Source organism: Hyphomonas sp. (assembly GCF_037969335.1).
Lineage (GTDB): Bacteria > Pseudomonadota > Alphaproteobacteria > Caulobacterales > Hyphomonadaceae > Hyphomonas.
Window position 1 is genome coordinate 21,783 of the sequence record NZ_JBBKXE010000154.1, and the last position, 24,648, is coordinate 46,430.

Annotated in this window: 23 protein-coding genes and 1 pseudogene; 12 read left to right on the forward strand and 12 right to left on the reverse strand. The window is 61.8% G+C overall.

All coding sequences use genetic code 11. The annotated features are described in order from the left end of the window. Position 1: 1 nt before the first annotated feature. Both gltB and AADA04_RS11745 read right to left on the reverse strand, forming a co-directional pair. Complete coding sequence (gene gltB, locus AADA04_RS11740) at positions 2–4,543, reverse strand: glutamate synthase large subunit (RefSeq protein ID WP_340693458.1); 4,542 nt, start codon at positions 4,541–4,543, stop codon at positions 2–4. 6 nt (positions 4,544–4,549) lie between these two features. Beyond that, positions 4,550–5,995 carry an NAD(P)-dependent oxidoreductase gene (locus tag AADA04_RS11745; RefSeq protein ID WP_340693459.1) on the reverse strand — a complete coding sequence of 482 codons (1,446 nt, stop codon included), beginning with the start codon at positions 5,993–5,995 and terminating at the stop codon, positions 4,550–4,552. Positions 5,996–6,248: 253 nt separating this feature from the next. On the opposite strand from AADA04_RS11745, the gene AADA04_RS11750 reads away from it, so the two are divergent. Both AADA04_RS11750 and AADA04_RS11755 read left to right on the forward strand, forming a co-directional pair. Further along, positions 6,249–7,097, forward strand: coding sequence for an undecaprenyl-diphosphate phosphatase (locus AADA04_RS11750; protein ID WP_340693460.1), 849 nt, complete (start codon positions 6,249–6,251; stop codon positions 7,095–7,097). A gap of 91 nt (positions 7,098–7,188) precedes the next feature. Next, positions 7,189–7,749 carry a DUF2383 domain-containing protein gene (locus AADA04_RS11755; RefSeq protein ID WP_340693461.1) on the forward strand — a complete coding sequence of 187 codons (561 nt, stop codon included), beginning with the start codon at positions 7,189–7,191 and terminating at the stop codon, positions 7,747–7,749. A 264-nt stretch (positions 7,750–8,013) separates the two neighbouring features. On the opposite strand, the gene AADA04_RS11760 is transcribed toward AADA04_RS11755, so the two are convergent. Continuing rightward, positions 8,014–9,003 (reverse strand): complex I NDUFA9 subunit family protein, encoded by a 990-nt coding sequence (locus tag AADA04_RS11760; RefSeq protein WP_340693462.1) that lies wholly within the window; start codon positions 9,001–9,003, stop codon positions 8,014–8,016. A 236-nt stretch (positions 9,004–9,239) separates the two neighbouring features. On the opposite strand from AADA04_RS11760, the gene AADA04_RS11765 reads away from it, so the two are divergent. From AADA04_RS11765 to AADA04_RS11785, 5 genes are read left to right on the forward strand one after another with little or no spacing between them, the layout of a single operon-like run. Further along, positions 9,240–10,517 (forward strand): DsbA family protein, encoded by a 1,278-nt coding sequence (locus AADA04_RS11765; RefSeq protein ID WP_340693463.1) that lies wholly within the window; start codon positions 9,240–9,242, stop codon positions 10,515–10,517. 23 nt (positions 10,518–10,540) lie between these two features. Next, entirely contained in the window at positions 10,541–11,011 is a 471-nt protein-coding gene (locus tag AADA04_RS11770; RefSeq protein WP_340693464.1) for a DUF1330 domain-containing protein, read from the forward strand. Beyond that, the gene (locus tag AADA04_RS11775; RefSeq protein WP_340693465.1) at positions 11,008–12,096 is read left to right on the forward strand and encodes an MBL fold metallo-hydrolase; all 1,089 of its coding nucleotides are present in this window, start codon (positions 11,008–11,010) and stop codon (positions 12,094–12,096) included. Before AADA04_RS11770 ends, AADA04_RS11775 begins: the two co-directional genes overlap by 4 nt. Then, complete coding sequence (locus tag AADA04_RS11780; protein ID WP_340693466.1) at positions 12,093–12,707, forward strand: TetR/AcrR family transcriptional regulator; 615 nt, start codon at positions 12,093–12,095, stop codon at positions 12,705–12,707. Before AADA04_RS11775 ends, AADA04_RS11780 begins: the two co-directional genes overlap by 4 nt. Then, the gene (locus tag AADA04_RS11785) at positions 12,704–13,606 is read left to right on the forward strand and encodes an SUMF1/EgtB/PvdO family nonheme iron enzyme (RefSeq protein WP_340693467.1); all 903 of its coding nucleotides are present in this window, start codon (positions 12,704–12,706) and stop codon (positions 13,604–13,606) included. The genes AADA04_RS11780 and AADA04_RS11785 overlap by 4 nt, the downstream gene beginning before the upstream one ends. Before the next feature lie 18 nt (positions 13,607–13,624). Here the strand turns inward: AADA04_RS11785 and AADA04_RS11790 are convergent, their stop codons facing one another. From AADA04_RS11790 to AADA04_RS11805, 4 genes are read right to left on the reverse strand one after another with little or no spacing between them, the layout of a single operon-like run. After that, the gene (locus AADA04_RS11790; RefSeq protein ID WP_340693468.1) at positions 13,625–15,289 is read right to left on the reverse strand and encodes a sulfatase; all 1,665 of its coding nucleotides are present in this window, start codon (positions 15,287–15,289) and stop codon (positions 13,625–13,627) included. A 19-nt stretch (positions 15,290–15,308) separates the two neighbouring features. Continuing rightward, positions 15,309–16,334 carry a glutathione S-transferase gene (locus AADA04_RS11795; RefSeq protein WP_340693469.1) on the reverse strand — a complete coding sequence of 342 codons (1,026 nt, stop codon included), beginning with the start codon at positions 16,332–16,334 and terminating at the stop codon, positions 15,309–15,311. Positions 16,335–16,347: 13 nt separating this feature from the next. Then, complete coding sequence (locus AADA04_RS11800; RefSeq protein ID WP_340693470.1) at positions 16,348–16,683, reverse strand: hypothetical protein; 336 nt, start codon at positions 16,681–16,683, stop codon at positions 16,348–16,350. Then, on the reverse strand, positions 16,658–17,335 hold the full coding sequence (locus AADA04_RS11805; RefSeq protein WP_340693471.1) for a haloalkane dehalogenase: 678 nt from the start codon (positions 17,333–17,335) through the stop codon (positions 16,658–16,660). The genes AADA04_RS11800 and AADA04_RS11805 overlap by 26 nt, the downstream gene beginning before the upstream one ends. Positions 17,336–17,495: 160 nt before the next feature. On the opposite strand from AADA04_RS11805, the gene AADA04_RS11810 reads away from it, so the two are divergent. Continuing rightward, positions 17,496–17,885 carry a DUF4345 family protein gene (locus AADA04_RS11810; protein ID WP_340693472.1) on the forward strand — a complete coding sequence of 130 codons (390 nt, stop codon included), beginning with the start codon at positions 17,496–17,498 and terminating at the stop codon, positions 17,883–17,885. Here the strand turns inward: AADA04_RS11810 and AADA04_RS11815 are convergent. Both AADA04_RS11815 and AADA04_RS11820 read right to left on the reverse strand, forming a co-directional pair. Continuing rightward, positions 17,877–19,364 carry a glycerol-3-phosphate dehydrogenase gene (locus AADA04_RS11815; RefSeq protein WP_340693473.1) on the reverse strand — a complete coding sequence of 496 codons (1,488 nt, stop codon included), beginning with the start codon at positions 19,362–19,364 and terminating at the stop codon, positions 17,877–17,879. The two genes, AADA04_RS11810 and AADA04_RS11815, sit on opposite strands and share 9 nt — an antisense overlap. 8 nt (positions 19,365–19,372) lie before the next feature. After that, positions 19,373–19,996: a J domain-containing protein gene (locus tag AADA04_RS11820; RefSeq protein WP_340693474.1), complete on the reverse strand. Its 624-nt coding sequence runs from the start codon at positions 19,994–19,996 to the stop codon at positions 19,373–19,375. Between the two features lie 13 nt (positions 19,997–20,009). On the opposite strand from AADA04_RS11820, the gene AADA04_RS11825 reads away from it, so the two are divergent. Next, positions 20,010–20,300 (forward strand): BolA family protein, encoded by a 291-nt coding sequence (locus tag AADA04_RS11825; protein WP_340693475.1) that lies wholly within the window; start codon positions 20,010–20,012, stop codon positions 20,298–20,300. Positions 20,301–20,377: 77 nt separating this feature from the next. Next, positions 20,378–20,719, forward strand: a complete 342-nt coding sequence (locus AADA04_RS11830) for a hypothetical protein (protein WP_340693476.1) — start codon at positions 20,378–20,380, stop codon at positions 20,717–20,719. Here the strand turns inward: AADA04_RS11830 and AADA04_RS11835 are convergent. Genes AADA04_RS11835 through AADA04_RS11845 form a run of 3 tightly spaced genes read right to left on the reverse strand, consistent with a single transcriptional unit; the run spans position 20,699 to position 23,686 of the window. Beyond that, positions 20,699–21,961 carry an HlyC/CorC family transporter gene (locus AADA04_RS11835; RefSeq protein ID WP_340693477.1) on the reverse strand — a complete coding sequence of 421 codons (1,263 nt, stop codon included), beginning with the start codon at positions 21,959–21,961 and terminating at the stop codon, positions 20,699–20,701. The genes AADA04_RS11830 and AADA04_RS11835 overlap by 21 nt on opposite strands. 25 nt (positions 21,962–21,986) lie before the next feature. Continuing rightward, complete coding sequence (gene aroB / locus AADA04_RS11840; RefSeq protein ID WP_340693478.1) at positions 21,987–23,117, reverse strand: 3-dehydroquinate synthase; 1,131 nt, start codon at positions 23,115–23,117, stop codon at positions 21,987–21,989. Next, on the reverse strand, positions 23,114–23,686 hold the full coding sequence (locus tag AADA04_RS11845; RefSeq protein WP_340693479.1) for a shikimate kinase: 573 nt from the start codon (positions 23,684–23,686) through the stop codon (positions 23,114–23,116). Before AADA04_RS11845 ends, aroB begins: the two co-directional genes overlap by 4 nt. Positions 23,687–23,794: 108 nt before the next feature. On the opposite strand from AADA04_RS11845, the gene AADA04_RS11850 reads away from it, so the two are divergent. Together AADA04_RS11850 and AADA04_RS11855 are read left to right on the forward strand one after the other, a co-directional pair. Beyond that, positions 23,795–23,929 (forward strand): hypothetical protein, encoded by a 135-nt coding sequence (locus AADA04_RS11850; RefSeq protein WP_340693480.1) that lies wholly within the window; start codon positions 23,795–23,797, stop codon positions 23,927–23,929. Next, positions 23,919–24,648 (forward strand): annotated as a pseudogene (locus AADA04_RS11855) (hypothetical protein); the annotation flags it as partial. The gene AADA04_RS11850 and the pseudogene AADA04_RS11855, both read left to right, overlap by 11 nt.

The following is a 24,648-nucleotide window of genomic DNA, read 5'->3' on the forward strand; positions in this document are numbered from 1 at the left end:
GTCAGGCCTTTTCGGCCACCTTCTTCTTCGCCTTGGGCTTGTCCTTTGGCAGGAGAAGGTGGGCGATTTCTTTCGGAACAATCATCAGGATCTGGCTGAGTGCGACATCCCATTCGGCCAGAAGGTCGATGGCCCGGATCGAGCCCGTCCGGTCCGCGTGTTCCTGGACCAGCGCCCGGCATTGCTCGATATGTTCGGTTGGCATGTCGGCCAGCGGATACCAGTCGATACCATCAGGGTTGGCAACCCGTTCGAACCGGCTTTCCGGATCCCAGACAAAAGCAACGCCGCCCGTCATGCCGGCACCGAAATTGTCGCCGACCGGACCAAGGATCACTGCCCGGCCACCGGTCATGTATTCGCAGCCATTGGCCCCGCAGCCTTCGACCACCGTCTTGGCGCCTGAATTGCGCACGGCAAACCGCACGCCTGCCGTCCCTGACGCGAACAGCTTGCCCGCCGTCGCCCCATAAAGGCAGGTATTGCCAACGATCGCATCACCGATCGACGAGCGGCGTTCACGCGGTTTCGGCGCAACAACGATCGTCGCGCCCGACAGGCCCTTGCCGACATAATCGTTGGCATCGCCAACCACTTCGAGCAGCAGGCCCTGCACGCTGAAGGCGCCCAGCGATTGGCCAGCCGACCCCTCCATCCGGATATGAAGGCGGCCTTCTGGCAAGGCACTCATCCCGAACTTCCTTGTGATCGCCGAACTCGACCGCGCGCCGATGGCCCTCATCGTGTTCTGGACATTGTATTCCAGCTGCATCTTCTCGCCGCGCTCGAAGAACGGTTCCGCGTCACGCAGGATCTGTACGTCGAGCGAGTCCGGCACTTCTTCCCGGCGCGTCGGCTGGTAGACGACCGGATGATCCGTATCGACCTGAACGAGCAGCGGGTTGAGATCGAGGTCGTCGAGATGCGATGCACCGCGGCTGACCTGAACCAGCAGGTCCGTCCGGCCAATCGCTTCATCCAGAGATGTCAGGCCGAGCGACGCCAATACTTCCCGCACGTCTTCCGCGATGAAGCTCATCAGGTTGACCACTTTCTCAGGCGTGCCTGTGAAGTGGGCCCGAAGAGCCTCGTCCTGGACGCAAATGCCGACCGGGCACGTATTCGAATGGCACTGACGCACCATGATACAGCCCATGGCAATCAGGCTCGCAGTGCCAATGCCGTATTCCTCGGCACCCAGCATGGCTGCGATAACGATATCGCGTCCGGTCCGCAGGCCGCCATCGGTACGAAGGGTCACCTTGCCGCGCAGATTGTTCAGCGACAGGATCTGGTGGGCCTCGGCCAGGCCAAGCTCCCAGGGCAGGCCGGCATATTTGATCGAGGTCTGCGGGCTCGCGCCGGTGCCGCCGACACCGCCGGCGATCAGGATGATGTCAGCCTTCGCCTTCGCCACGCCGGCCGCAACCGTGCCGACGCCCGATTGGGCGACGAGCTTCACGCAGACCCGGCATTCCGGGTTGATCTGCTTGAGGTCGTAGATCAGCTGGGCGAGGTCTTCGATCGAATAGATGTCATGGTGCGGCGGCGGCGAGATCAGCATCACGCCCGGCGTCGCGTGGCGCAGCTTGGCGATGAATTCGGTCACCTTGAAACCCGGCAACTGGCCGCCTTCACCAGGCTTGGCGCCCTGGGCGATCTTGATTTCGATCTCGCGGCACTGGTTGAGGTATTCCGCCGTCACGCCAAAACGGCCTGAGGCGATCTGCTTGACCGCAGAGTTCATTTTGTCGCCATTCGGCAGCGTCCGGTAACGCGCCTTTTCCTCGCCGCCTTCGCCGGACACCGACTTCGCGCCGATCCGGTTCATGGCGACGTTCAGCGTGCCATGCGCTTCGGGGCTGAGCGCGCCCAGCGACATGCCCGGCGTCACGAAACGCTTGCGGATCTCGTTGATCGACTGGACCTGCGACAGAGGCACCGCCTCTCCGGCCGGTTTGAAATCCAGCAGGTCGCGCAACTGGATCGGGTCACGCGCATGCACGGCTTCGACATATTTGCGGAAGATCGCATAGTCGCCGCGATTACAGGCCGCCTGGAGGGTGTGGATCAGGTTGCCGTCCAGCGCATGCGGCTCTTCGCCGGCCCGCAGGCGATAGAAGCCGCCGACCGGGAGCGAAACAACATCTTCGTCGAACGCCAACTCATGGCGTACCAGCGCATTCTCCTCGAGACCGGCAAGGCCAAGCCCGGAGATACGGCTGCTCATCCCGGGGAAATAGTCGGCCACGAGCGCACGGGAAAGCCCGAGGGCTTCGAAATTATAGCCGCCGCGATAAGAGGAAATCACCGAGATTCCCATCTTCGAGATGATCTTGAGCAGCCCGGCTTCGACCGCGTCCTTGTAGTTCTTGACGCATTGATTCAGCGACATGTCGCCGAACAGGCCGCGCGCATGACGATCCGCGATCACGTCCTGCGCAAGATAGGCGTTGACGCAGGTCGCGCCGACGCCGACCAGAACCGCAAAATAGTGCGTATCCAGGCATTCAGCCGACCGGACAGTTATCGAGCAGAACGTCCGCAAGCCCTGGGCCACGAGATGCGAGTGCACCGCGCCTGTCGCAAGGATCATCGGGATCGCAATCTTGCTCGTCGACTGGTACTGGTCCGTCAGCACGATATGCTCACGCCCCTCACGTACGGCTTCTTCAGCCTCGCGACGAATGCGGCTCAGCGCATCCTTCAGCGCGCCGCCATCCGACGTCGCATCCGCCTCGTTGAACGTACAATCGATCTCGGTCATGCCGACGCCAAGCCGCGTGATCAGGCGTTCGTACATGCCCGTGGTCAGGATCGGGCTTTCAAGCACGAAGACTTCTTGTTGCGACTTGTCCGTGTCGAGCACGTTGCCGAGGTTCTTGAACCGCGTCTTGAGACTCATCACACGCGCTTCGCGCAAGGGGTCGACAGGCGGATTGGTCACCTGGCTGAAATTCTGGCGGAAGAAATGGCTCATCGGCCGATAGGAATAGGACAGGACAGCGGGCGCCGTATCGTCACCCATGGACCCGAGGGCCTCCTTGGCCATCTCCGCCATCGGCGCGAGAATCAGTTCCAGCGTTTCCAGCGAATAGCCGGCCGCCGTCTTCCGCCGCAGGAGCTCTTCCTTGCTGAACAGTTGTGGCTCAGGTCCGGGGCCGATCTCAGGCTCGAGTTCAGTAACGCTCGAAAGCCATTCTTCATATGGATTCTGGGCCGCCAGGAAATCGACCAGTTCACGGTGCTCGTAGAACTTGCCGGTCTGGAGGTCAGCCGCGATCATGCCGCCAGCGGGAATCGAGCCGCGCTTGGCCACTTCGTGATCACCCAGCGGACACATGCCGGCTTCCGAACCGACCGCAAGAATGCCGTCCGTGGTCAGTGCATAGCGCAGCGGGCGAAGGCCGTTGCGGTCAAGGCCTGCGATGGCCCAGCGCCCGTCATAGGCCGCAATCCCGGCCGGCCCGTCCCAGGGCTCCATCACCGAGTTGCAATAATCATACAGCGCGCGGTGCGCTGTCGGCATGACCGAATCGCGCTTCGACCAGGCTTCCGGAATCAGCATCGCCTTCGCCATCGGCGCCGGGCGACCTGACTTGCAGAGAAGTTCGAACACGGAATCGAGCGCGCCGGAATCCGACGATCCGTCGGGGATCACCGGCTTGACGTCATCGACATGCTCGCCGAATGCCTCGGAGACCATGCGGATCTCGTGGCTCTTCATCCAGTTCTTGTTGCCGCGCAGCGTGTTGATCTCGCCATTGTGCGCGATCATCCGGAATGGCTGGGCAAGCGACCATTGCGGGAACGTGTTGGTCGAATAGCGCTGGTGATAGATCGCGAAATTCGAGATGAAGCGCGGATCCTTGAGATCGAGATAGAAATTGTCGATGTCCTCGGCCAGGAACATGCCCTTGTAGATCAGCGAGGCGTGGCTAAGCGAACAGACATAGAAGCCCGGAATCGCCATTTCGCGCGCACGCCGTTCGATGCGCCGACGGCAGATATAAAGCGCCCGCTCAAGGTCTTCCGGCGAGCGTCCCTGCGCATCGCGGAACATGATCTGCTCAATGGCCGGACGCGTGTCCTTGGCTTTCTGGCCGATCACCGACACGTCCACCGGCGGCTGGCGCCAGCCATAGATATAGAAGCCGAAATGCAGCACTTCGGTCTCGACAATCGTACGGGCGGATTCCTGCGCTGCAAAGTCGGTACGTGGCAGGAATATCTGTCCGACGCAGATGGGGTCGTCGGTCGGCGTATGGCCCGTCCGGGTCACGTGCTCACGGAAGAAGTCCTGCGGCACGGCCACGCGGATACCGGCGCCGTCGCCCGTCTTGCCATCGGCGTCAACCGCGCCACGGTGCCAGACATTCTTGAGCGCCATGATGCCCATCTCGACGATCTCACGGCGCGGCTTGCCATCCAGCGCGGCGACAAGGCCGACGCCGCATGCATCATGCTCGTCAGCCGGGTCATAGGCATGACCGTCGACAAGCTTCTGACGGTTGGCTTCGTATTGTTTCACATAATCTGACATCTGATCTTACTCCGCCGCCACTTTCGAGGCTTTTTCAGCCGATTTCATTGCCCGGTGCATCGCCTCGGCTGCATCCCGGCCATCCTTGATCGCCCAGACGACCAGCGACGCGCCACGTACGATATCGCCAGCGGCATAGACGCCTGACAGGCTCGTTTCCATCGTCGCGTAATCGACACGGACCGCGCCCCAGCGGTTCACTGTGAGCGCCGGTTCGCCGAACAGTTCCGGCAGGTCTTCCGGATCGAATCCGAGCGCCTTGATCACCATGTCGGCCTTGATGTCCACCGTGTCGCCGGTCTTGACCGGGCTCTGGCGACCGGACGCATCCGGCTCGCCGAGTTTCATGCGCGCCGCGCGGACCGCCTTGGCCTTGCCCGCCTTGGTGTCGAGGATGGCTTCCGGGGAGGCCAGCCATTCGAACACGACGCTTTCTTCTTCGGCATTGGCCACTTCGCGCTGGCTGCCCGGCATGTTCGCACGGTCGCGGCGGTAGAGGCAGGTCACGGACTTGGCGCCCTGACGCACGGCCGTTCGGACACAGTCCATCGCCGTGTCGCCACCGCCGATGACGACCACGCGCTTGCCCTCGGCATTCAGCGTGCCGTCATCATACGCGGGCACCGCGTCGCCAAAGCTCTTGCGGTTGGATGCCGTCAGGAAGTCGAGCGCCGCGAGGACGCCAGTCGACCCCACGCCCGGGCATTTGAGGTCCTTCGCCTGGTACACGCCAGTGGCGATGAGGACCGTGTCATGCGCCTTGCGCACGTCTTGGAGCGACATGTCCGGACCAATCCGCGTATTGAACTTGAACGTCACACCGCTGTCTTCGAGATGCTTGATGCGCCGCGCAACAATCGGCTTTTCCAGTTTGAACCCGGGAATGCCGTAGACCATCAATCCGCCGCCACGATCATAAGCGTCATAGACGGTCACCTGGTAGCCTTTACGTCGCAGCTGCTCGGCCGCAGCCAGGCCGCCAGGACCCGCGCCGATAATGCCGGCAGACTGGGCGCGCTCGCGCGGTGGTGTGATCGGCTTCACCCAACCTTCTTCCCAGGCTGTGTCGGTGATGAATTTCTCGACTGAGCCGATCGTCACGGTACCGTGGCCCGATTGCTCGATCGTGCAGATGCCCTCGCACAGCCGGTCCTGCGGACAGATACGGCCGCAGATTTCCGGCATGTTGTTGGTTGCAGTAGAGACCTGCCAGGCCTCTTCCAGCCGGCCTTCGGCAGCCAGTTTCAGCCAGTCGGGGATATTGTTCGAGAGCGGGCAGCCCTGCTGGCAAAAAGGCACGCCACATTGCGAGCAGCGCGCCGCTTGCGCACCGGCCGCTTTCAGGCTGAACTCGGAATAGATTTCGTCAAAGTCGTGCGTGCGCGCATCCGGATCGCGCTTGGCCGGCATCGCTCGTTGCACATGCGTAAACTGCAGCATTTTCTCAGCCATTCAGACCTCCACTCATTTGACACTCAATCTACACTGACCAAAAGCAACGCGACAAGCTCAAAGCTCCATATAAGTATTATTATGGTATTCAATAACAAAAAATAGAACAGATTCGCGTTCTGATTTTGGAAAACACGGAACTTTAAAGATCGTTTTGATACTAATCGCTATAGGTGCTCGTTTGACCAAACTGCGATAGACGAAAAACGTCCCGCAAGCGCGCCATCCCGCTGCAAGTCGTGAAGAGGTCACCATGTCCCTGCTCCAACTCATCATAATCGCGACACTTCAGGGCTTTACCGAATGGCTTCCCATTTCGTCATCTGCCCACGTCCTGCTGGCCTCCGACTATTTCGGGCTGGTCGGGCGGGATGAATTGCTCATCAATGCGGTGTCCAATCTCGGCACGCTGGCGGCCATGCTGCTCTATTTCCGCAAGGATGTCATAAGCGCGGTTCTGGGCGGATTTGAACTGGTGGCCGCACCCGTCACGAAGAAACCGCTCTCACCCGGCGCACGCCTGGCGCTTTGCATTCTCGTCGCCACACCCATCGCACTCGTCGTCGCGGCGCTTTACGAAAGCTTCCTGCCGCAGGACATGCAGGATGCCTTGCGAAGTGTTTACACTGTTGCCGGCGCCACCATCGTCTTCGGCGCACTGCTCTGGTGGGCCGACGTCCGGGGGGGCCGTGAGCGCAAGGAAGCCGACATGACGCTTGGGCACGCTTTCCTGATTGGTGCGACACAGGCCATCGCCGCAATCATCCCCGGCACCAGCCGGTCCGGGATCACCATGACCGCCGCACGCGCACTCGGCTACGAGCGCTCCGAAGCTGCGCGCTTCTCGATGCTCATCGGCGCACCCATCCTGGCCGCCGCTGGTCTCTACGGCGCGCTCGGCCTGATGGATGCAACGACAGAAGGGGTTGTGACATTCCAGGACGGGATGATCGTCGCCGCTGTCGCCTTCATCACCGGTCTCGCGTCCATCGCCGCGCTCATGGCGATCCTGCAACGCATGAGTTTCCTGCCCTTTGTGTTGTACCGGTTTGTGCTCGGCATCGCACTGATCCTGACCACGCCCATGATCGGACTACTTTAGACGACCCCGCCACCTGCGCGTCGCCAAAGCGCAACCTTTCCTGCCCCGACGAGTTGGTCCGGTGTCCAACAACTCTGGAAAGGAAACATCTATGAGACTTCACATTTACGCCCTCACGGCCATCGCGGCTCCCTTGGCCCTTGGCGCCTGCGCCAATGCCGGCCTGAACCAATCTGAAACGGCTGCTGCCTCGCAAAGCACGGCCACGGCTGATTATCTGAAGACGGAAGTGTCAGCGCTCAACAAGCTGACGTCGATCTATATCGACGCGGCAGCCCTGTATAAGCAGGCCGCCGACATTCCGGATGAGAACAATGGGCTCAAGGAAATGCTGCTGGAGCTTCACGACTATCGCAATGGCGAGCGCGAAGTGATTCAGGACCGCGTGATTGCGCTAGGCGGACAACCCGCAACCATGGGCGAGGCACTGGGCACAGGCCACCGCACCTTCACTGCTCTGCGCACGGCTGTCGATGACGACACCGAAGTGGCGATAGAGGAAGTGCTGCGCGGCGAGGAATATATTCGCGACGAACTTGCCAAGGTCGCTAAGACGGATCTGACGCCACAAACCGCTGCGCTGATCGGCAAGCTTCAGGTTTCGGTGAACGCAGAAATCGCCAAGCTGACGAAAACTGACAAGGCACTCTGATCTGATTGCACTTGTATGACGGAGTCAGGTCGCCCTTTCATGTAATGCGGGAGGGCGGCTTTTCTTGTGCCAAACAAAGCAACACGCGTCGCAAGGGGTGTGAGCCTCCTGCCGCGTGCTGCCCTCTCGCATCGTGCGTCCCTAACGCCTGCGGAGATGCCCATTTCGGACACCAATCAGGCGCGCAAAACGGCGCCTATCAGGCAATTTGCGGGCATTTTCGTTCGGACTGGGTTCAGGTGCGCCGCGTTAGGCGCCGCTCACTCAGGCGTCAGCCGTCTTGTTGAACTCGCCATACGGACGGAACCGCCAAAGATAAGTCGGCGCAATCGACTCGATGGTCTCCAAACTGGTTAGACCGAGGTCCTGCGCCGTCAGGGCATCGTCAGCCACAACATTGTCCGACTTCAGCATGAGGACCTGGTCACCTGTAATCGGCGGCTTGCCCAGCATCCCCCACGAGAACGGCGGAATGTAGCGCCACACCGCCCCGGCGATATAACCGAGCGGGCGCGCCAGAAAGAACGGAAGCGAAATCTTGAATCGCCGACGGTCCACCTGTCGCAGGATGAAATCGTAAATCTCGTTGAACGTGTAGGTGCGCGGTCCGCCGAGTTCGTAAGTCTTGCCCGCCGCGCCTTCAAGGTCGACCGCTTGGGCAATCGCGTCTGCCACATCGCCCGCATAGATGGGCTGCACCCGCGTCTTGCCGCCGCCGATGGCAGGCAGGGCCGGCGAGAATCGCGTCATCTGGGCGAATTTGTTGAGGAAACCGTCCTCTGGTCCGAAGACGACGGACGGACGCAGGATCGTCGCCGTCGGCAGCGCCGCGCGTATAGCCGCTTCTGCTTCAGCCTTCGTGCGACCATAGTTTGACTTGGATTCCACATCCGCGCCGATAGCTGACACCTGAACGAATGTCTTGATGCCCTTTTCGGCCGCAACCTCAGCCAGAAGCGCCGCGCCGTCACGCTGGGTCGATTCGAAACTCTGCTGGCCGCCCTCGAACAGGATACCGACCAGGTTGACCACCGCGACAGCGCCATCCAGCGCGCGCTCGATCGATTCCCGGTTGCGAATATTTGCCTGCATGATGTCGACCCAGCCAGGCGCCCCGGCCAGCCGCACATCAGCCGCCGTATTTACGTGCCGGCAGGCCACCCGGACCCGGTAGCCCTTTTCCACGAGCGTGCGCGCCGCATAGCGCCCGATAAAGCCCGAACCGCCGAATATCGTCACCAAACCCTTGGTCATGTCACGCTTCTCATCTGCCGGCAGCGCCGGAATTAACGTTGCCGCCTTTGACCATACAGCCTCGCCCATGTCCATGCGGCATGAACGGATCAACGCGCCTGAAACAGGATGCTTTTCCAACCCGTTCCCGGCAAGCCCGCCGCCCAAATCCGATATTCATTGCCCGCGCAGATATGTTATGGCATACATTATGCCATTAGTTATCCTGTATCGGCTAGGAAAGGCGCGAGAAAGACGTGTCACTGAAAACAGCGCTCGTTTCCCGAATAGCGGAACGCCTGACCGGCGAACCGCGTCTGCTTGCCCTGCGCGCAAAGGCCGAACGGCAACGTGTGTCGGACGGCGCGCCGCATGTGGTCGAGTATTTTCATCAGGCCGACGATCCCTATTCCCATCTTGCCGCGCAGGTCCTGTCTGCATTCACCGAGCGCTTCGACATCGATCTCAAGGTCCATCTGGTTGGACCCCCACCCGACTGGGCGGCGCCCGAACGGAGCCGTCTCGAAACCTATTCCCGGCGGGACGCTGATATTCTTGCGAAGAAGGCCATCCTTTCTTTCCGGGACCCCGGCAAACAGAGCGGCGCAGATCAACAACACGCCGCCGAGGCTGCGCTCGCCGCCGCCATCGCTGACGGAACATTCGCCGCGCAAGCGCCCCAGATCGGCAACGCTTTCTGGTCCGGCAGCCTGACGCCATCCGCCACCCCGAATCCGGCAAGCCTGACAGCGGCTGGCGACGCGCGCCGGGCGGAACTCGGCCATTACCTTGGCGCGACGTTCCACTATGGCGGCGAATGGTATTGGGGCATCGACCGGCTCCATTACCTGGAATCCCGCCTGACCGAGCTTGGCGCCCGCACGGTCCCCGGCGACACGCCCCTCTTTGCCCCACCGCTGGTGCCGTCGACCCGCAGCGCGTCAGCCGCGGCGTCCGGCAAGGAATTGCACTACTATCTCTCCTTCCGCAGTCCCTACACATACATCGCCGCCCAGCGGGCAAAGGCACTGGCCGATGCCTATGGCGCCGACCTGAAGCTGCGCTTCGTGCTGCCAATGGTCATGCGCGGCCTGCCGGTACCGCGCATGAAGAGCCGCTACATCGCGTTCGACACCGCCCGCGAGGCGCGCCGCCTCCGCATCCCGTTCGGACGGATCGCCGATCCCCTCGGCCGCCCCGTCGAGCGCGGCTACTCGCTCCTGCCCTGGGCCCGCGAACAGGGGCGTGGCTTCGCGTTCTGCCAGGCCTTTTTCGAAGGCGTCTGGTCACGCGGTGTCGATGCCGGCTCCAACCGGGGCATGAAACAGATCGTCGAGGCAGCGGGCCTCGACTGGCAGGCCGCTCGCGACATCATCGGCAATGATGATTGGCGCGCAGAGGCCGAAGCCAACCGCGCCGAAATGATGGATCTCGGAATCTGGGGCGTGCCCAGTTTCCGGGTCGGAGACGTTTCGATCTGGGGCCAGGACCGGCTCTGGCTCATCGAGGACGCACTCAAACAGCCGCAGAGCTGACGAAAGGGAATAGGGGAAACACAATGCAGGTCATCAACGAAGTCTTCCCGGCGGACCCGTCGCGCATGCAGGCCATGCTGGAGAAAGGCCCTGACGGACCTGTCTTCATGGTCAACCTGCTGAAGTTCAAGGACAAGGCGGAGTATGTAGACGGGCGCGAAACAGACCTCTCGGGACGAGACGCCTACATGATCTACGGACGTGCCGTGACCGACGTTTTGCCGCTATTCGGCGGACGCGGCATCTTCGCGGGCGACGTGACCTTTCTTGCCCTCGGGCAGGTCGAGGAGCTTTGGGACGAGGTCGCGATCGCGATGTATCCGGATCGCGCCGCCATGGTGAGAATGTCGATGTCGCCCGAATGGCAAGAGATATCCGTTCACCGCGCCGCCGGGCTGAAAGGCCAGCTCAACATCGAGACTGTCGCGCCGAATGGCGGCAAGGACTCACCCTTCCTCGCAATGCTCATGGGCGCAAAAGGAGACCAATCATGAAATGGTTCGTACGCAGCCTTGTCGGCATCATCTGTCTCGCCGTTGTAGCCATGCTCGGGTTTCAGCTCCTCAAGACCCAGATTGCCGAGGTCGCATTCAAAAGGGCGGTCGACGCCAATGTCGGCCGCGATGCCAGCGCCGAATTGCCGGATGGACTGCACGTCTTCATGTGCGGCGCCGGCACACCCCTGCCCGACCCATTGCGCGCGGGTCCCTGCCTCGGCGTGATTGCGGGCGATCGTGTGTTTGTTTTCGATGCCGGTTCCGGAGGAACGCGCAACCTGACCCGCATGCGCTTCCCGCTTGGCCGTACCGAACGCGTCTACCTGACCCATTTGCATTCCGATCACATGGACGGCCTCGGTGAATTGCTGATGCAGGTCTGGGTAAACGGCCAACGTGGCGAACCCCTCCCTGTTTCTGGTCCCCGCGGTGTCGATGAAGTCGTCAACGGCTTCAACGCGGCCTACCGGATCGACGGAACATTCCGGACCGCGCATCATGGCACCGGCATTGCCAATCCGGCAGGACGCGGCGGCCTCGGTGAAACCATCACGCTGCCCGCCGGGCCCGGTTCACGCGCTGTCGTCCTTGATGAAAACGGGCTCAAGATCACGGCGTTCTCGGTCAGCCATGCACCCGTCGAACCCGCCTTCGGCTATCGCGTCGATTACATGGGTCGCTCGGTCGTGATCAGCGGTGACACGATTTATGATCCGAACTTGGTTGCCGTTTCCGAAGGCGTGGACATTCTCTTCCATGAAGCCCTGGACCCCGAAATGGTCGGTGCCATGCACGATGCCGCCGCCGCCAAGGGCGCGGATCATCTCGCGAAAATCCTCGACGATATCCTCACCTACCACGCACCGCCTGTCGACGCGGCCCGGGCGGCGACCGAAGCAGGCGCGCGGCAACTCGTTTTCTATCACACCATCCCGCCGCTGCCCTCGCACTTGCTCAACGACTATTACGTGCGCGATGCGAAGAAGGCGTTTGACGGCAAGATCACCGTGTCGGAAGACGGTATGGTGTTCAGCCTCCCGGCGGACAGCGACGCAATCAATCGCCATGACGGGTTCAAATGACCGGATCGAAAATCACGCCCTTTCCCGGTCCGCCGGCCAATGACGATCCCTCTGACGGACGGCGGCAACGCAGCGAGCGCAGCCGGACACAAATCGTCGAAGCCCTGTTCGCGCTGATCCGCGAAGGCGACATGAATCCCAGCGCCGCCCGGGTCGCCGAACGCGCCGCTGTCGGCCAACGCACTGTGTTTCGCCTGTTTGAAGACATGGACAGCCTGTTCGGCGAAATGGCCGAGCAGATACAGGCCGAGATCATGCCAATCGTGCTGGCGCCCTATACCGCCACGGACTGGAAAGAACGGCTGGGCGAAATGGTCCGTCGCCGGGCCGACGTCTATGAGCGGATTTTCCCGGTTCGGGTTTCGGCCAATCTCAGGCGATTCCAGTCGCGGTTCTTGATGGACGAATATCGCCGCAACCTCATTCTCGAGCGTGAGAGCCTGAAGGCCGTGCTGCCGGCGGATCGCGCATCCGACAAGCAGCTTGTCGCGGCGCTGGACGTTGTGACCGGGTTCCAGGCCTGGCGCCGCCTGCGGCAGGATCAGGGCCTGTCTGCCCAAGAGGCTGAAGCAGTGATGCAGTTCATGGTCGATCAATTGATCGCCACATGAACCGATACACCGCAGTCCTGCTCCTGATGTTGGGATCGGCGTGCAGCAAACCCGCTCCCCCGCGCCCGACCGAGATAGCCTGCGGACTGCCCCAAGCCGATATCGGACGATTCGTATCGCTTCCGGGCGGCAGCTTCATGAAAGGCGACAAGCCGCACTATCCGGAAGAAACGCCCCGGCTCTCCCTTCACGTGGACGCGTTCAGCCTCCAGGCCCATGAGGTCACCAACGACCAGTTCGCCGCCTTCGTTCAGGCTACCGGGTACACCACGGACGCCGAGCGAAGCGCCGCGTCTGGCGGCACCGGCGCTGGCTCTGCCGTCTTCGACCTCCCGGAAGCAGGAACCGTGAAGCTTGATCCGTGGCGCCTCGTGCCCGGTGCGACCTGGACAGCGCCGACCGGTCCCGGCTCGTCCATCGCCGGCATGGGCGCATATCCCGTCATCCACGTCTCGGAGCGTGATGCGGCGGCCTATGCCGCATGGGCTGGCGGAAGGCTCCCGACAGAAGTCGAATGGGAATACGCGGCCACGCTGGGCCTCGCGGAGCCAGACGTCTCGACCTCCGGGGCCTACGATACCGCTGGCGCGCCAGTCTCCAATACATGGCAGGGCATTTTTCCGGTCGCAAACACCATGGCCGACGGCTTTGAGGGCGCTGCCCCGGTCGGCTGCTTTCCTGCCAGCCGCGTCGGTCTCTACGACATGATCGGCAATGTCTGGGAATGGACCGATACGCCCTACAGTCCCGGCACGCACACGGTCAAAGGCGGCTCATATCTCTGCGCTGATAATTTCTGCCGCCGTTACAGGCCCGCTGCCCGTCAGCCACAGGATAGCGACTTTTCGTCAATCCACATTGGCTTCCGGATCGCAAAGGACCTGCCAGCGGCAGAGTGACCCTTCATCGGCACCCGCTCAGTTCGGCCACCAGACATATTCGTCATCGGGCCCCACCGCGTCGGCGGCCGTCTTGTCGATCGCGACCGGAGACTCGATCGTATACGGGTAAAGCGGCGCCACCGAATCGGCCAGGTGCGCCTCCAGCAATACCTGCAATTCCGACAACTTGTCCGTTCGCGTCTCGGCGAGGTTCACCTGCTCGGTCGGATCATTGGCGAGATCGAACAACCAGTTCTTCTCCTGTCGTCCATCCACTTGCAGCTTCCAGTCGCCGGCCCGCACGACATGATAGTACCCGCTCTGCCAGAACAGGGCGTCATTCGGGTGAGAGATATCTCCCGTCCCCGTCGCGACCGGCAGCATGTCGCGCCCGTCAATGACGACGCCGTCAGGCAGCGTCGCCCCTGCGGCCGAGGCGAGTGTCGGCATCACGTCAATATGCGCAACCGGCGTATCGACCTGCGTTCCCGGCGTGATCTTCGCGGGCCATTTGACAAACATCGGCACACGGATACCGCCCTCGAACAGCGTGATCTTCCAGCCGCGATAGGGCTGGTTGATCTCCGGCAAGCCGATATAGCCCGCGCCGCCATTGTCGCTGGAAAACACGATGATCGTATTGTCGGCAAGACCCTCGTCTTCCAGCTTCGCCGTGATCTCGCCAACGCTCCGGTCCAGCGCCCGCAGCATTGCTGCATAGACGCGCAAGCGATGCGGTTCGATATCACCCACCGCCTCATAGTCTTCCTTCGTCGCCTGCAGCGGCGTGTGAACGCCCCAATGGGCCAGGTACAGGAAGAAGGGCCGGTTCCGGTTCGCCTCGATCACTTTCAGGCTTTCGTCCGTCCAATAATCCGTCAGGTAGCCACCTGGTGCAAACCAGTCGCCCGAATTGAATGCGGCAGCGAACTGCATCCGCGCCCAGAGGAATGTGTCAATCGGGTCGAAATCGAGCTTGGCATTCACGACATCCGGATCATTCTCAGGCAGGAACAGGCCGCTGGCCATCAACAGGCTTTCATCAAATCCCTGCGCGTTCGGATTTGATTCGGCGCTGCGGCCCAGGTGCCATTTGCCGATATGCACCGTGTGATAGTCTTGCTCCTTGAGCACTTCGGCAATTGTCACTTCCGATCCCGGCAGCCCCATTTCCGCGAACGGCACGGCATTCTCCGCTGCGTCGCGATTGTAATCTACAGGCGGAAGCGCCCCGCGATCCATGTCATTGGCAAACATCGATACGACCTTGCCCATGCCCGGCGGCGTTGGCGTGAACGCAAACCCGGTCCGCGTGGGATAACGCCCCGTCATCAGCATCGCACGCGACGGCGCGCAGGTGCCATTGCCGGCATAGGCCTGCGTGAACAGCGCGCCATCGGCCGCCAGCCTGTCGATATTCGGCGTCGGCACGCGTCCGCCCGCAACACCGCCTCCGAACGTGCTGAGATCGTTGATGCCAAGGTCATCGACCAGGATGAAGACAATGTTCGGCGGGCGGTCAGCAGCCGGCAGCGCTGCCACATCGGGTCCCTTGTCCCACACGATCGGCACATTCGGCGCCACCTCGGTCCGGCCACTATGGGTCGCCACATAGAGGATCACCGTCTTGCGATTCAGGAAGCCGATCACACCGGCGCCCAACAGCACGACTACCAGTCCTATAGCGAGTTTCTTCCACATCGGTGCAGGCTCCCCGGCCTTAGTCAAAAAGTGTTTCGCAACCCGTTCCGGATAAAAGGGCGTCGACGGAGCCCCGTTCATTTCCGGACAGGGCTTCATATCCCTCGCGCAACCATTTCAGGCACTTGGCCTGATAGGGAAAGCTGGGTTGTGTCCAGGCACGGCCGTCAATCTCGGTCTCGAAACTTTTCTCGCCCGCCATGACGGCCTTGGCATTGGCGATCAGGAAAGGCGCATAGACACGGCCGATCTCCGCCAGGAGCGGTGCCAGTGCCTCGCGGGCCTCATCGGCGCCGAACCAGTCGCCTTCCTGCGGATCAAGACCGGACAGATCTTCCATGAGATCGACCCAGGCCCTGACGCGCGGCGAGCGGGCTACGGTAATCGCCGCAGATGTTGGCTCGACGATCGCAAGCTGGGTCAGCTGGCCAAAGATCGCAAAATCTGCCGAAGACGGGCGCCCGCCCAGCACGAAACCCCTCTTCTGCAATAGCTCATCCAAAATCCCGATCAGGCGGGAATAGGAGGATTCAATCGTCTTCGCCGTGACATCATTCGACCCGACGACATAGAGCCGGTCGAACTGCCGTTTGGAAATCGCGTCCGACACCTTGTCCGCGCTCTCGGCATCCAGCGTGTTCTGGGACCAATAGATCAGCAGCGGTCCGGCATTGTCATAATCGGCCTTATGGGCCCATCGAAAATGGAACATCGCCTTGGTCAGCCATTCGTCGGCATAATCCTCGATCAGGTCATTCAGGAAGGACAGGACAGGATCGGACGGGATAACCGAACGCCCCGCATGTTCGGATTCCAGCCGGCGTATGATCGGCGTCGAATCCGTGACGGCCGTCATGCCGCCTTCGCCGTCTGGATAGTAGAACGTCGGCAACAAAGGCACTTTCGGTACGGGATAGCCCGGCTTCGGGGGCCGCCCCGCCGCCCAGCTCACCTGGTAGGGAATGCGGCGATAGCGCAGCAGCGCGACCATCTTGCGGGTATACGGAGAGCCCGGTGCGCCCATCAGTTCCAGCGGTGCAGTCATGGTCACGGCGTCCTCATGTTTCCTGGATGAAAGCGATAATTTCCCTGGAGAGCGCGTCTGGCTGGTCTTCCTGCAGGAAGTGGCCAGCGCCCTCGATCGTGACGTTCTTCACATTCCCAAGGCGTTTGATAAAGGCCTGCTCGCCGCCTTTCGTCACCGGGTCGCCATCGCTGAAGGCTGTCAGCACAGGAAAGTTTCGCGCTTCCAGCACGGCCCACGCGGCGTCACCGGCAATCCGGTCGGCCTTGTGTTCCGGCAGCAGCGGAACGCAGGACGGGAATTTCCGGGCGCCCGCCACGTAATTCTCATCCGGGAATGGCGCCTCATATCCGTCCAGCAACCGCAGCATCGGAAATATTGGACAGGAGTCCGAAGACGTCGCGCACCGAAAAGTCCGGCGCCTCGGCGCAATACTTTATCCAGTAGAGAAAGGCGCCGGGCGTGCCGCCGGAAAACTGTTCCTGGACCATCGCAGCGGTCGGAACAGGGACCATCGGATACATCTTCCCCATCATGTTCGAGATATCGTCTGTCAGCGTCGTCGTATTGGGCAGGCCGGTATTTGCAATCACGAGGCGCTTGAACCGGTCCGGCTGGTCGCCGACGGCGCGCAGGCCGAGCAATCCGCCCCAGTCCTGGCACATCAGGGTCAGGCCAGTCAGGTCGAGACCAGCAAGGAACTGGTTCATCCAGTCGACATGGCCAGCATAGGTGTAATCGTCGATCGATGTCGGCTTGTCGGACTTGCCAAAGCCGACCAGGTCCGGCGCGATGACCCGGTATCCCGCACCTGTGAGGATCGGGATCATCTTGCGGTACAGATAGCTCCAGCTGGGCTGGCCGTGCAGGCAGAGGATGATCTCGCCATCGCGCGGCCCCTCATCGACATAGTGCATGCGCAATTCGGTGCCGTCCGGCGCTTTGACGACATGATAATGCGCGGCGAACGCATAGTCTTTCAATTGCGCGAAACGGGTTTCCGGCGTTCTCAGAACATCCACGGCAGGGCCTCCCTTTTCGCTAGACATATTTTATTGGCAGCAATACTGTCAATATATTGAATTGGGGCGGGGACGCACGCGGCCTGTACATCGGGCCTGAATGCATACTCAATGTTCAGAGAAGCGGGCCAAAAGCACGAGCCTGCGCTGGGAGGACAAGATGATCTGGATTGCACGGGTGGGCGTTACGCTTGCCGGACTATTTTCGCTGGCCATGGGCCTTCTGTTCTGGGCGGACCCGATGAAGGCCGGCGCGATTCTCGGCCTGACCAGTATCGACGCCCTCGGCACGAATTCACTGCGGGCAGATCTGGCGGCCTTTTTCCTCGTCAACTTCATCGCCTGCGCGCTCGCATTGTTCCGCGGCAAGGCCCATTGGCTCTATGGATCGGCGCTCGTCTTCGGTCTGGCCGTATCCGGTCGCTTCATCGGCGTCATCATTGACGGCGCCCCGGCCGGAATCGCGCAACCCGTGATTATCGAACTCGTGCTTGTCGGCCTGCTCGTCTTCGGCGCACGCCAGCTCGGTCCGCGCACTGCCTCAAGCTGACACCTGGCGCTCCAGCCAGGTCGCAAGGCTCGCCTGCTCTGACTCGCTCAGGTGCAGGCGCAGCTTGCTGCGGCGCCAGAGAATGTCTTCTGCCGTATGCGCGAATTCATGCCGCATCAGGTAGGTGACTTCGGCTTCGTGCAGGCCACCGCCAAAGTCGCGGCCAAGCTCGACCGTGCTTTTGGCCGTGCCGAGCAGCGCGTCGACCCGCGTGCCATAGGCGCGCGCCAGCCGCCGCAGGAGGCGCTGTTCCATCCAGGGATGGCGCAGTGACAGGCCGCGCAGGAAGTCCTCGAAATCAGCACCCGGGATATCGCCGCCCGGCAGGCTCGCCGATTTCGTCCACGGCTTCGTCATGCCCGGAAAGTCCGGCCCGAGTTCCTTGAGCGCGTGTTCGGCGAGTTCGCGATAGGTGGTGATCTTGCCGCCGAAGACGGACAGGACAGGCGCGCCGCCCGTCCGGTCGCAATTCAGCACATAATCACGGGTCACTTTCGACGCGTTCGCTGCATGGTCGTCATAAAGCGGGCGCACACCGGAATAGGTCGCCACGACATCCGCCGGCGTGATCGACCGTTTGTAATATTCGCTGGCCCCGGCGCAGAGATACTCGATCTCGTCCTGGCTGATCTCGACCTTGTCCTTGTCGGCCTCGTAGGGAACATCCGTCGTCCCGATCAGCGTGAATTCGCCCCGCTCATAGGGAATCGCGAACATGATCCGCCCGTCGCCATTCTGGAAGAAATAGGCATAGTCGCCTTCATACCATCGCGGCACGATAATGTGGCTGCCCTTCACGAGGCGCAGGTTCTGCTGACGCGTCCCCGGCTCGGCCAGTCCGAGAATCTCGTCGACCCAGCCGCCCGCCGCATTGACCACGGCGCGGGCCATCACGGTCTTCTCGCCATCCGGCCCCCGCAGGGTCGCTTCCCAATGATCGGCATGGCGCGCCAGGCCGATACAGGCGGTTTGCGTCAGGATTTCCGCCCCGCGCTCCTGCGCATCGACGGCGTTCAGCACGACAAGCCGCGAATCCTCGACCCAGCAGTCGGAATATTCGAAAGCCAGCCGGAATTCCTCGCGCAAGGGATCCAGCCGATCGGTCTTGTTCCGCCGCAGCGTCCGGGTCGGCGGAAGCATCTTGCGCCCGCCCATATGGTCATACAGGAACAGGCCCAGCCGGATCAGCCAGGCGGGCCGCAAATCCTTGTCATAAGGCAGCACGAACCGCATCGGCCAGATAATGTGCGGCGCCGCACGCAACAGGATTTCCCGCTCGATCAGCGCTTTGCGCACCAGCGCGAAGTCATACATTTCGAGATAGCGCAGACCGCCATGGATCAGCTTCGTACTCGCTGAACTCGTATGAGCGGCCAGGTCGTCCTTCTCGCAGAGGAGAACTTTCAGGCCCCGGCCAGCCGCATCGCGCGCAATGCCGGCCCCGTTGATACCGCCGCCAATGACCAGGAGATCGTGCACGCTCCGGCCTAGTCCTTCATCAACCCGCCCGCCTTGAGCAGCTTGCCGGCCCGGATCACCCGTTGCAGCTTGTGCTCAGACGACCGGTCACCCTTGTTGGAATCGGGGTGGAAGCGGCGGACATATTCGGCATAACGCGCGCGGATCTCGGCCGGCGTGGATGTCGCCTCGAGATCGAGTTCGTTCAACGCACGGACCTGCAGCGCCGACCGGCGCGCCTTTGCGCCGCCCTCGGCATTGCCCGCATCATCGACATTGAAGAAGCCCCGGCCCGCCCAGTTGCGCGGATCATGGCTTGTCGCCGCCTTCTTGCCGGCCATCGGCCCGGTCCCGAATTTCCAGGTCCGTTTGTGGCCGTAGCGTTCCGAGCGCGTGAACGAGGCGGCCTCGGCCTGCGACATGCCCTCGAAGAAGTTGAAGGCACGATTGTACTCGGTGATGTGGGCCTGGCAAAAATAGAGCTTGCCCTTGCCGCCGCGCTTGGGCGCCGGGAAGGCGCCCTCGAGCTCACATTCCGGGTGTTCGCACACACGCGTCTTGCGCGCACGCGCCTTCGACGTCTCCTCGGCAGGAGGCTTTATCCGAATGTCGGTAAACTTGACGCGGTAGCTGAAGGGGTCTGAATCTGACATAGCGGGGCATAATATGGAGATGATCGTAAACATGCCACAACCAAGTGACAGAACTTCGCGGATTCGTGATCTTTTAACCGCGGCTTTTGAGCCCGAACACCTCAAGATCACCGATGATAGCGCCCGTCATGCGGGTCATGCGGGTGCCGCACCGGGCGGAGAAACCCACTATAATATAGAGATTACGTCAAATGCCTTCGCCGGACTCTCTCGCGTCCAGATCCAGCGCACCGTCATGCTCGCACTGCAAAAAGAATTCGATTCAGGCCTCCATGCGCTCTCGCTTCAGGCGAAAACGCCATGATTGACCTTATTTAATCCATCAGGGAACCGGATTTCGAATCAATCGTTTCCTCTTCGAACCGTCGAGGAGAACGGGTGATGGTACTGAAACGAGTTATACTGGGCGCCGCTTGCCTTTTCGCCAGCGGAATGGCCTCAGCAGAGAACGCACGTGGCGAGCTGGATATGCCGCTGCTGCAAAACATCCAGCAAACCGTCTGCGCCGGCGACAGCGAAATAGTCTTCGTGCCGGTCTCGCACGATCTTTCAGCGTTCCGCACGACCTACGCGGTGATCGCCTTGAGCAATCCGGATCCGGATTCAGCGAACATCGTCTCGGAACGCGAAAGGCTCTGGCTGAACGTCAATGGCTGCAATGAACCGCGCAGCGACGCGGTCTATGCCTCCGGCGAAACGGCCTCAGGCGGTTTCAATTTCTGAAATATTCAGACCCGTCACCTGGTTACGCTGCCGCCGCAGGATATTGAAACGGTAGCCGTGGAACACGAAACTCTGTCCGGGTTCCGGAATTGTCTGCGCTTCGTGGATGACCAGGCCCGCTACCGTCACGGCTTCATCGTCCGGCAGGTGCCACCCCGTGGCCCGGTTAAGGTCACGCACCGGCACCCAGCCATCGACATTGACCGTTCCATCGGCCTGCGGACGCACACCCTGAACAGCCACGTCATGCTCGTCATTGATCGAGCCGACAATTTCTTCCAGGATATCTTCCAGCGTGATCAGGCCCTGCAGCTCGCCATACTCGTCCACAACCAAAGCAAAATGACCGCGCTTGGCCAGGAACAGGTCCAGCTGGTCCTGCACCGGCGTCGTCTCCGGTACGAACCAGGGCTTTCGCAGGATGCCTTCCAGGTCGAGCGACGCCAGGTCGCCGCCGAGCGGTAGCGCCGCACGCAACAGGTCCTTGGCGTGCAGGATGCCGACGATCTCTTCTTTCTCCCCGCGATACAGCGGCAGGCGTGTATGCGGGCTGGCCAGGGCCTTCATCACGATCTGGCGCGGTTCGAGGTCGGCGTTCAGCATCTGGATATTACGCCGGTGGATCATCACGTCCTCGACCGTCAGATCCTTCAGGTCGAGCGCGCCGACAAGGCGCAGCCGGTCGGCCGCATCAACCGTGCCCTCAGAGGCATGCAGGTCGATCGCACCGCGGATTTCTTCTGCGGCAGACAAGGCGTCGGCTGGTGTCGCGAGGCCCAGCAATTTCAGCGTGGCCATGACAATCATCTGGATCAGCTTGACGATCCACGAGGCAGAGATGACGAGCAGGCCAATCGGCCGCGCCACACCCATCGCCATCGAGTCGGTTCGCGTGATTGCATACGTCTTCGGCAGCACTTCCGAGAACACGAGCACGAGAACTGTCATCACGCCCGTTGCCATGGCCAGCGCCAGGCCGCCCTGTCCGAACAGGGCCGTGAACAGGGATGTCGCCAGCACAGACGCAAGAATGTTGACCAGGTTATTGCCAAGCAGGATCGATCCGATCAGGCGTTCCCGGTCCGAGATCAGGCGGTTCACGGCAGCCGCGCGCTTGTCACCCTCTTTTTCAAGCTGGTGCATGCGGGCGCGTGACGCAGCCGTCAGCGCTGTCTCTGATCCTGAAAAGAATGCCGACATGCCGAGCAATACAAGGATCGCGATGATGTATCCGGCTATCATAGTGTTCCGAGTTCGGTGATGACCCTCACGCCTTTTCCAGTTCGCCCATCAGGAACGCCGCAACAGACTTCAGGTCGGCGTCGGGGTGAATATAGGACTGGCCGATCGCTCGCGCCAGAATTAGCGGAACTTCTCCGCCCCGCGCCTTCTTGTCCTGTTTCATCAGGTCCGCAAGTTCTGTCGCCTCGTACGGACCACCCGGCATGTTGCCGAGTTCCACAGGCAAGCCAGACGCCGCGATCACCCGCGCCACTTTCGCGGCCATGTCCGGCGACGTGATCCCTTCGGCGGCGCCATAGCGGAACGCGAGCACCATGCCGAGCGCAACGGCTTCGCCGTGCAGCACATCGGGCCGATACTGGTTGGCCGCCTCGACCGCATGGCCGAACGTATGGCCCAGATTCAACAATGCACGCACACCGCCTTCCGTCTCGTCCTCGGCGACAATCGCCGCCTTGGCCCGGCACGAGGTGGCCACGGCAATCTGGATCGCATCCGGCGCCAGCGCCAACACATCGGCGCCATGCGTTTCCAGCCAGTCAAAGAAGGCCGCATCATTGATCAGGCCATACTTCAGAACTTCGGCATAACCGGCACGCAGGTCGCGCGCTGGCAGGGTGGCGAGCAGCGCCGTATCGGCAATCACGAAACGCGGCTGGTAGAAGGCGCCGATCATGTTCTTGCCGCGCGGCGTATTCACCGCCGTCTTGCCGCCGACCGAACTGTCGACCTGTGACAGCAATGTTGTTGGCACCTGCACGAAGCCCATGCCGCGCTTCATCAGGCTCGCCGACAATCCGGCAATGTCTCCGATGACCCCGCCGCCAAAGGCGACCAGGATGTCGCTGCGGTCGGCGCCGGCACCCAGCAGCCAGTCCAGGATACGCTCCAGGTTGGCAAAGGATTTCGATTGTTCGCCCGGCGCCAGCGCCAGCACCTCGGTCGTGATGCCGCTTGGGCGGAGCGCCGCGTCCAGCGCGTCCATGTGAAGGCGCGCGACTGATTCGTCGGTCAGCACAAAAACGCGCTTTCGCTTCAGCAGCGGCGTCAGGCGGGCGCCCAATTGGGACAACGCGCCATGCCCGACGACGATGTCATAACTGCGGTCGCCGAGACTGACACGGACGATTTCCAGCTCTGGTGAAATCTTGCTCATGCCGGCTCCCACGTCTTTAGCGCCTTGATAATCGCGTTCACTGTCGACCCATGCGGGCCGTCCTTGCTGTGCACGATCAGGTCTGCCTTTGAATAGACGGGCTCCCGTTCCAGCAAAAGGGTCTGCAGCACCTGTTTCGCATCGCTGCGCTTCAGCAAGGGGCGCGTGTTCTTTTTCTGTACCCGGCGCCACAAGGTCTCGAGATCGGCGCTCAGCCAGATCGTCACGGCTTTCTCGCGGAGCAGGTTGCGCGTGTCTTCGTTCATATAGGCACCGCCACCGGTCGCCAGCACGTGTGGCTCTTCGCCCAGCAGCCGTTCGAGCACTTTCTGCTCGCCGCGCCGGAAGTCTGCTTCGCCGTGCATCGTGAAAATATCGGCGACGGAAAGCCCGGCCGCTTTCTCGATCTCATGGTCGCTATCATAGAACTTGCGGCCCAGTTTCTCGGCCAGGCGCCGCCCGACCGTCGATTTGCCGGCGCCCATCAGCCCCACAAGCGCGATCGTCCGGGACGCAAAGGCAGGCGCCGGATCGGTTATTTGCGCGGGACTGTCGCTGTCAGCGGGCATTGCAGGCTTTCATTCACTATTCAGACCAATTCCTATAGAGACGGAACTGTGTGAGCAATCGGTCAACGGCCGATGCAAAAGTGAATTCGACCCAGGGGTGCTAATCATATGCGCAAATTTCTCATCATTCTCGGCATTCTGGTCATTCTCGGCCTTGTTGGCGCCTGGTGGCTCGGACAGCAGGCCGTCAAGAACAAGCCGGCCGCTGGCGAAGTGCGTATGGAGGTAGAGGGTGTCCTCTAGGTCCTGGCCGGCGGTTTTCGCCGCCGCCTCAGCCCTTTGCCTCTCCGCGAGCGCCCAGATCGAAGATTCCGGCCTGCAAATGGTCGATCCCTGGGGCATGGGCTTCCTCGAGGCTGGCGAACCGGCCCTGCCGGCATCCATGTGGCGCGCCTCGAGCACGGAAACCCTGTTGCCCATGATGCGCGCTGTCCGCACGCAGGGCCTGACGCCCGGTGAGCGTACGCTCATGCGCCGCATGGCCCTGTCGCCCGCGACCGCGCCACAGGGCGACCAGTCTCCCGCCCTTCTCGCCGAACGCGCCCGCATCCTGTTCGAACTCGGCGAAGCCCGCCCGGCTGCCAGCCTCATGGCCCGGCTGGAAATATCACCGCCTGGTCTCGACAGCGACGAGATCGCCACCGACCTGAACCTCGCCCTCGGCAACGAAGCCATGGCTTGCGCCGAGAATACCAGCGCACTGCGCGACGGTGCCTATTGGGCCAAGCTGCGCGCCGTGTGCGCGGCATTGCGCGACAATACGGCTGGCGCGGAACTCGCCATCGAAATGGCCAGCAGTCAGGGCGTCAATGACAGCTGGCTCACATCAGCCGTCTTCGCGGCCTCCGGCGACCTGCCGAATCCCCCTAAGGCGAAATATGACAGCGGTATCGCGCTCGCCATCTCGTCCAAGGCGGGCCTTGCCCCGCCTGACACACCCCACTTGCCCACCCGGCCAGACC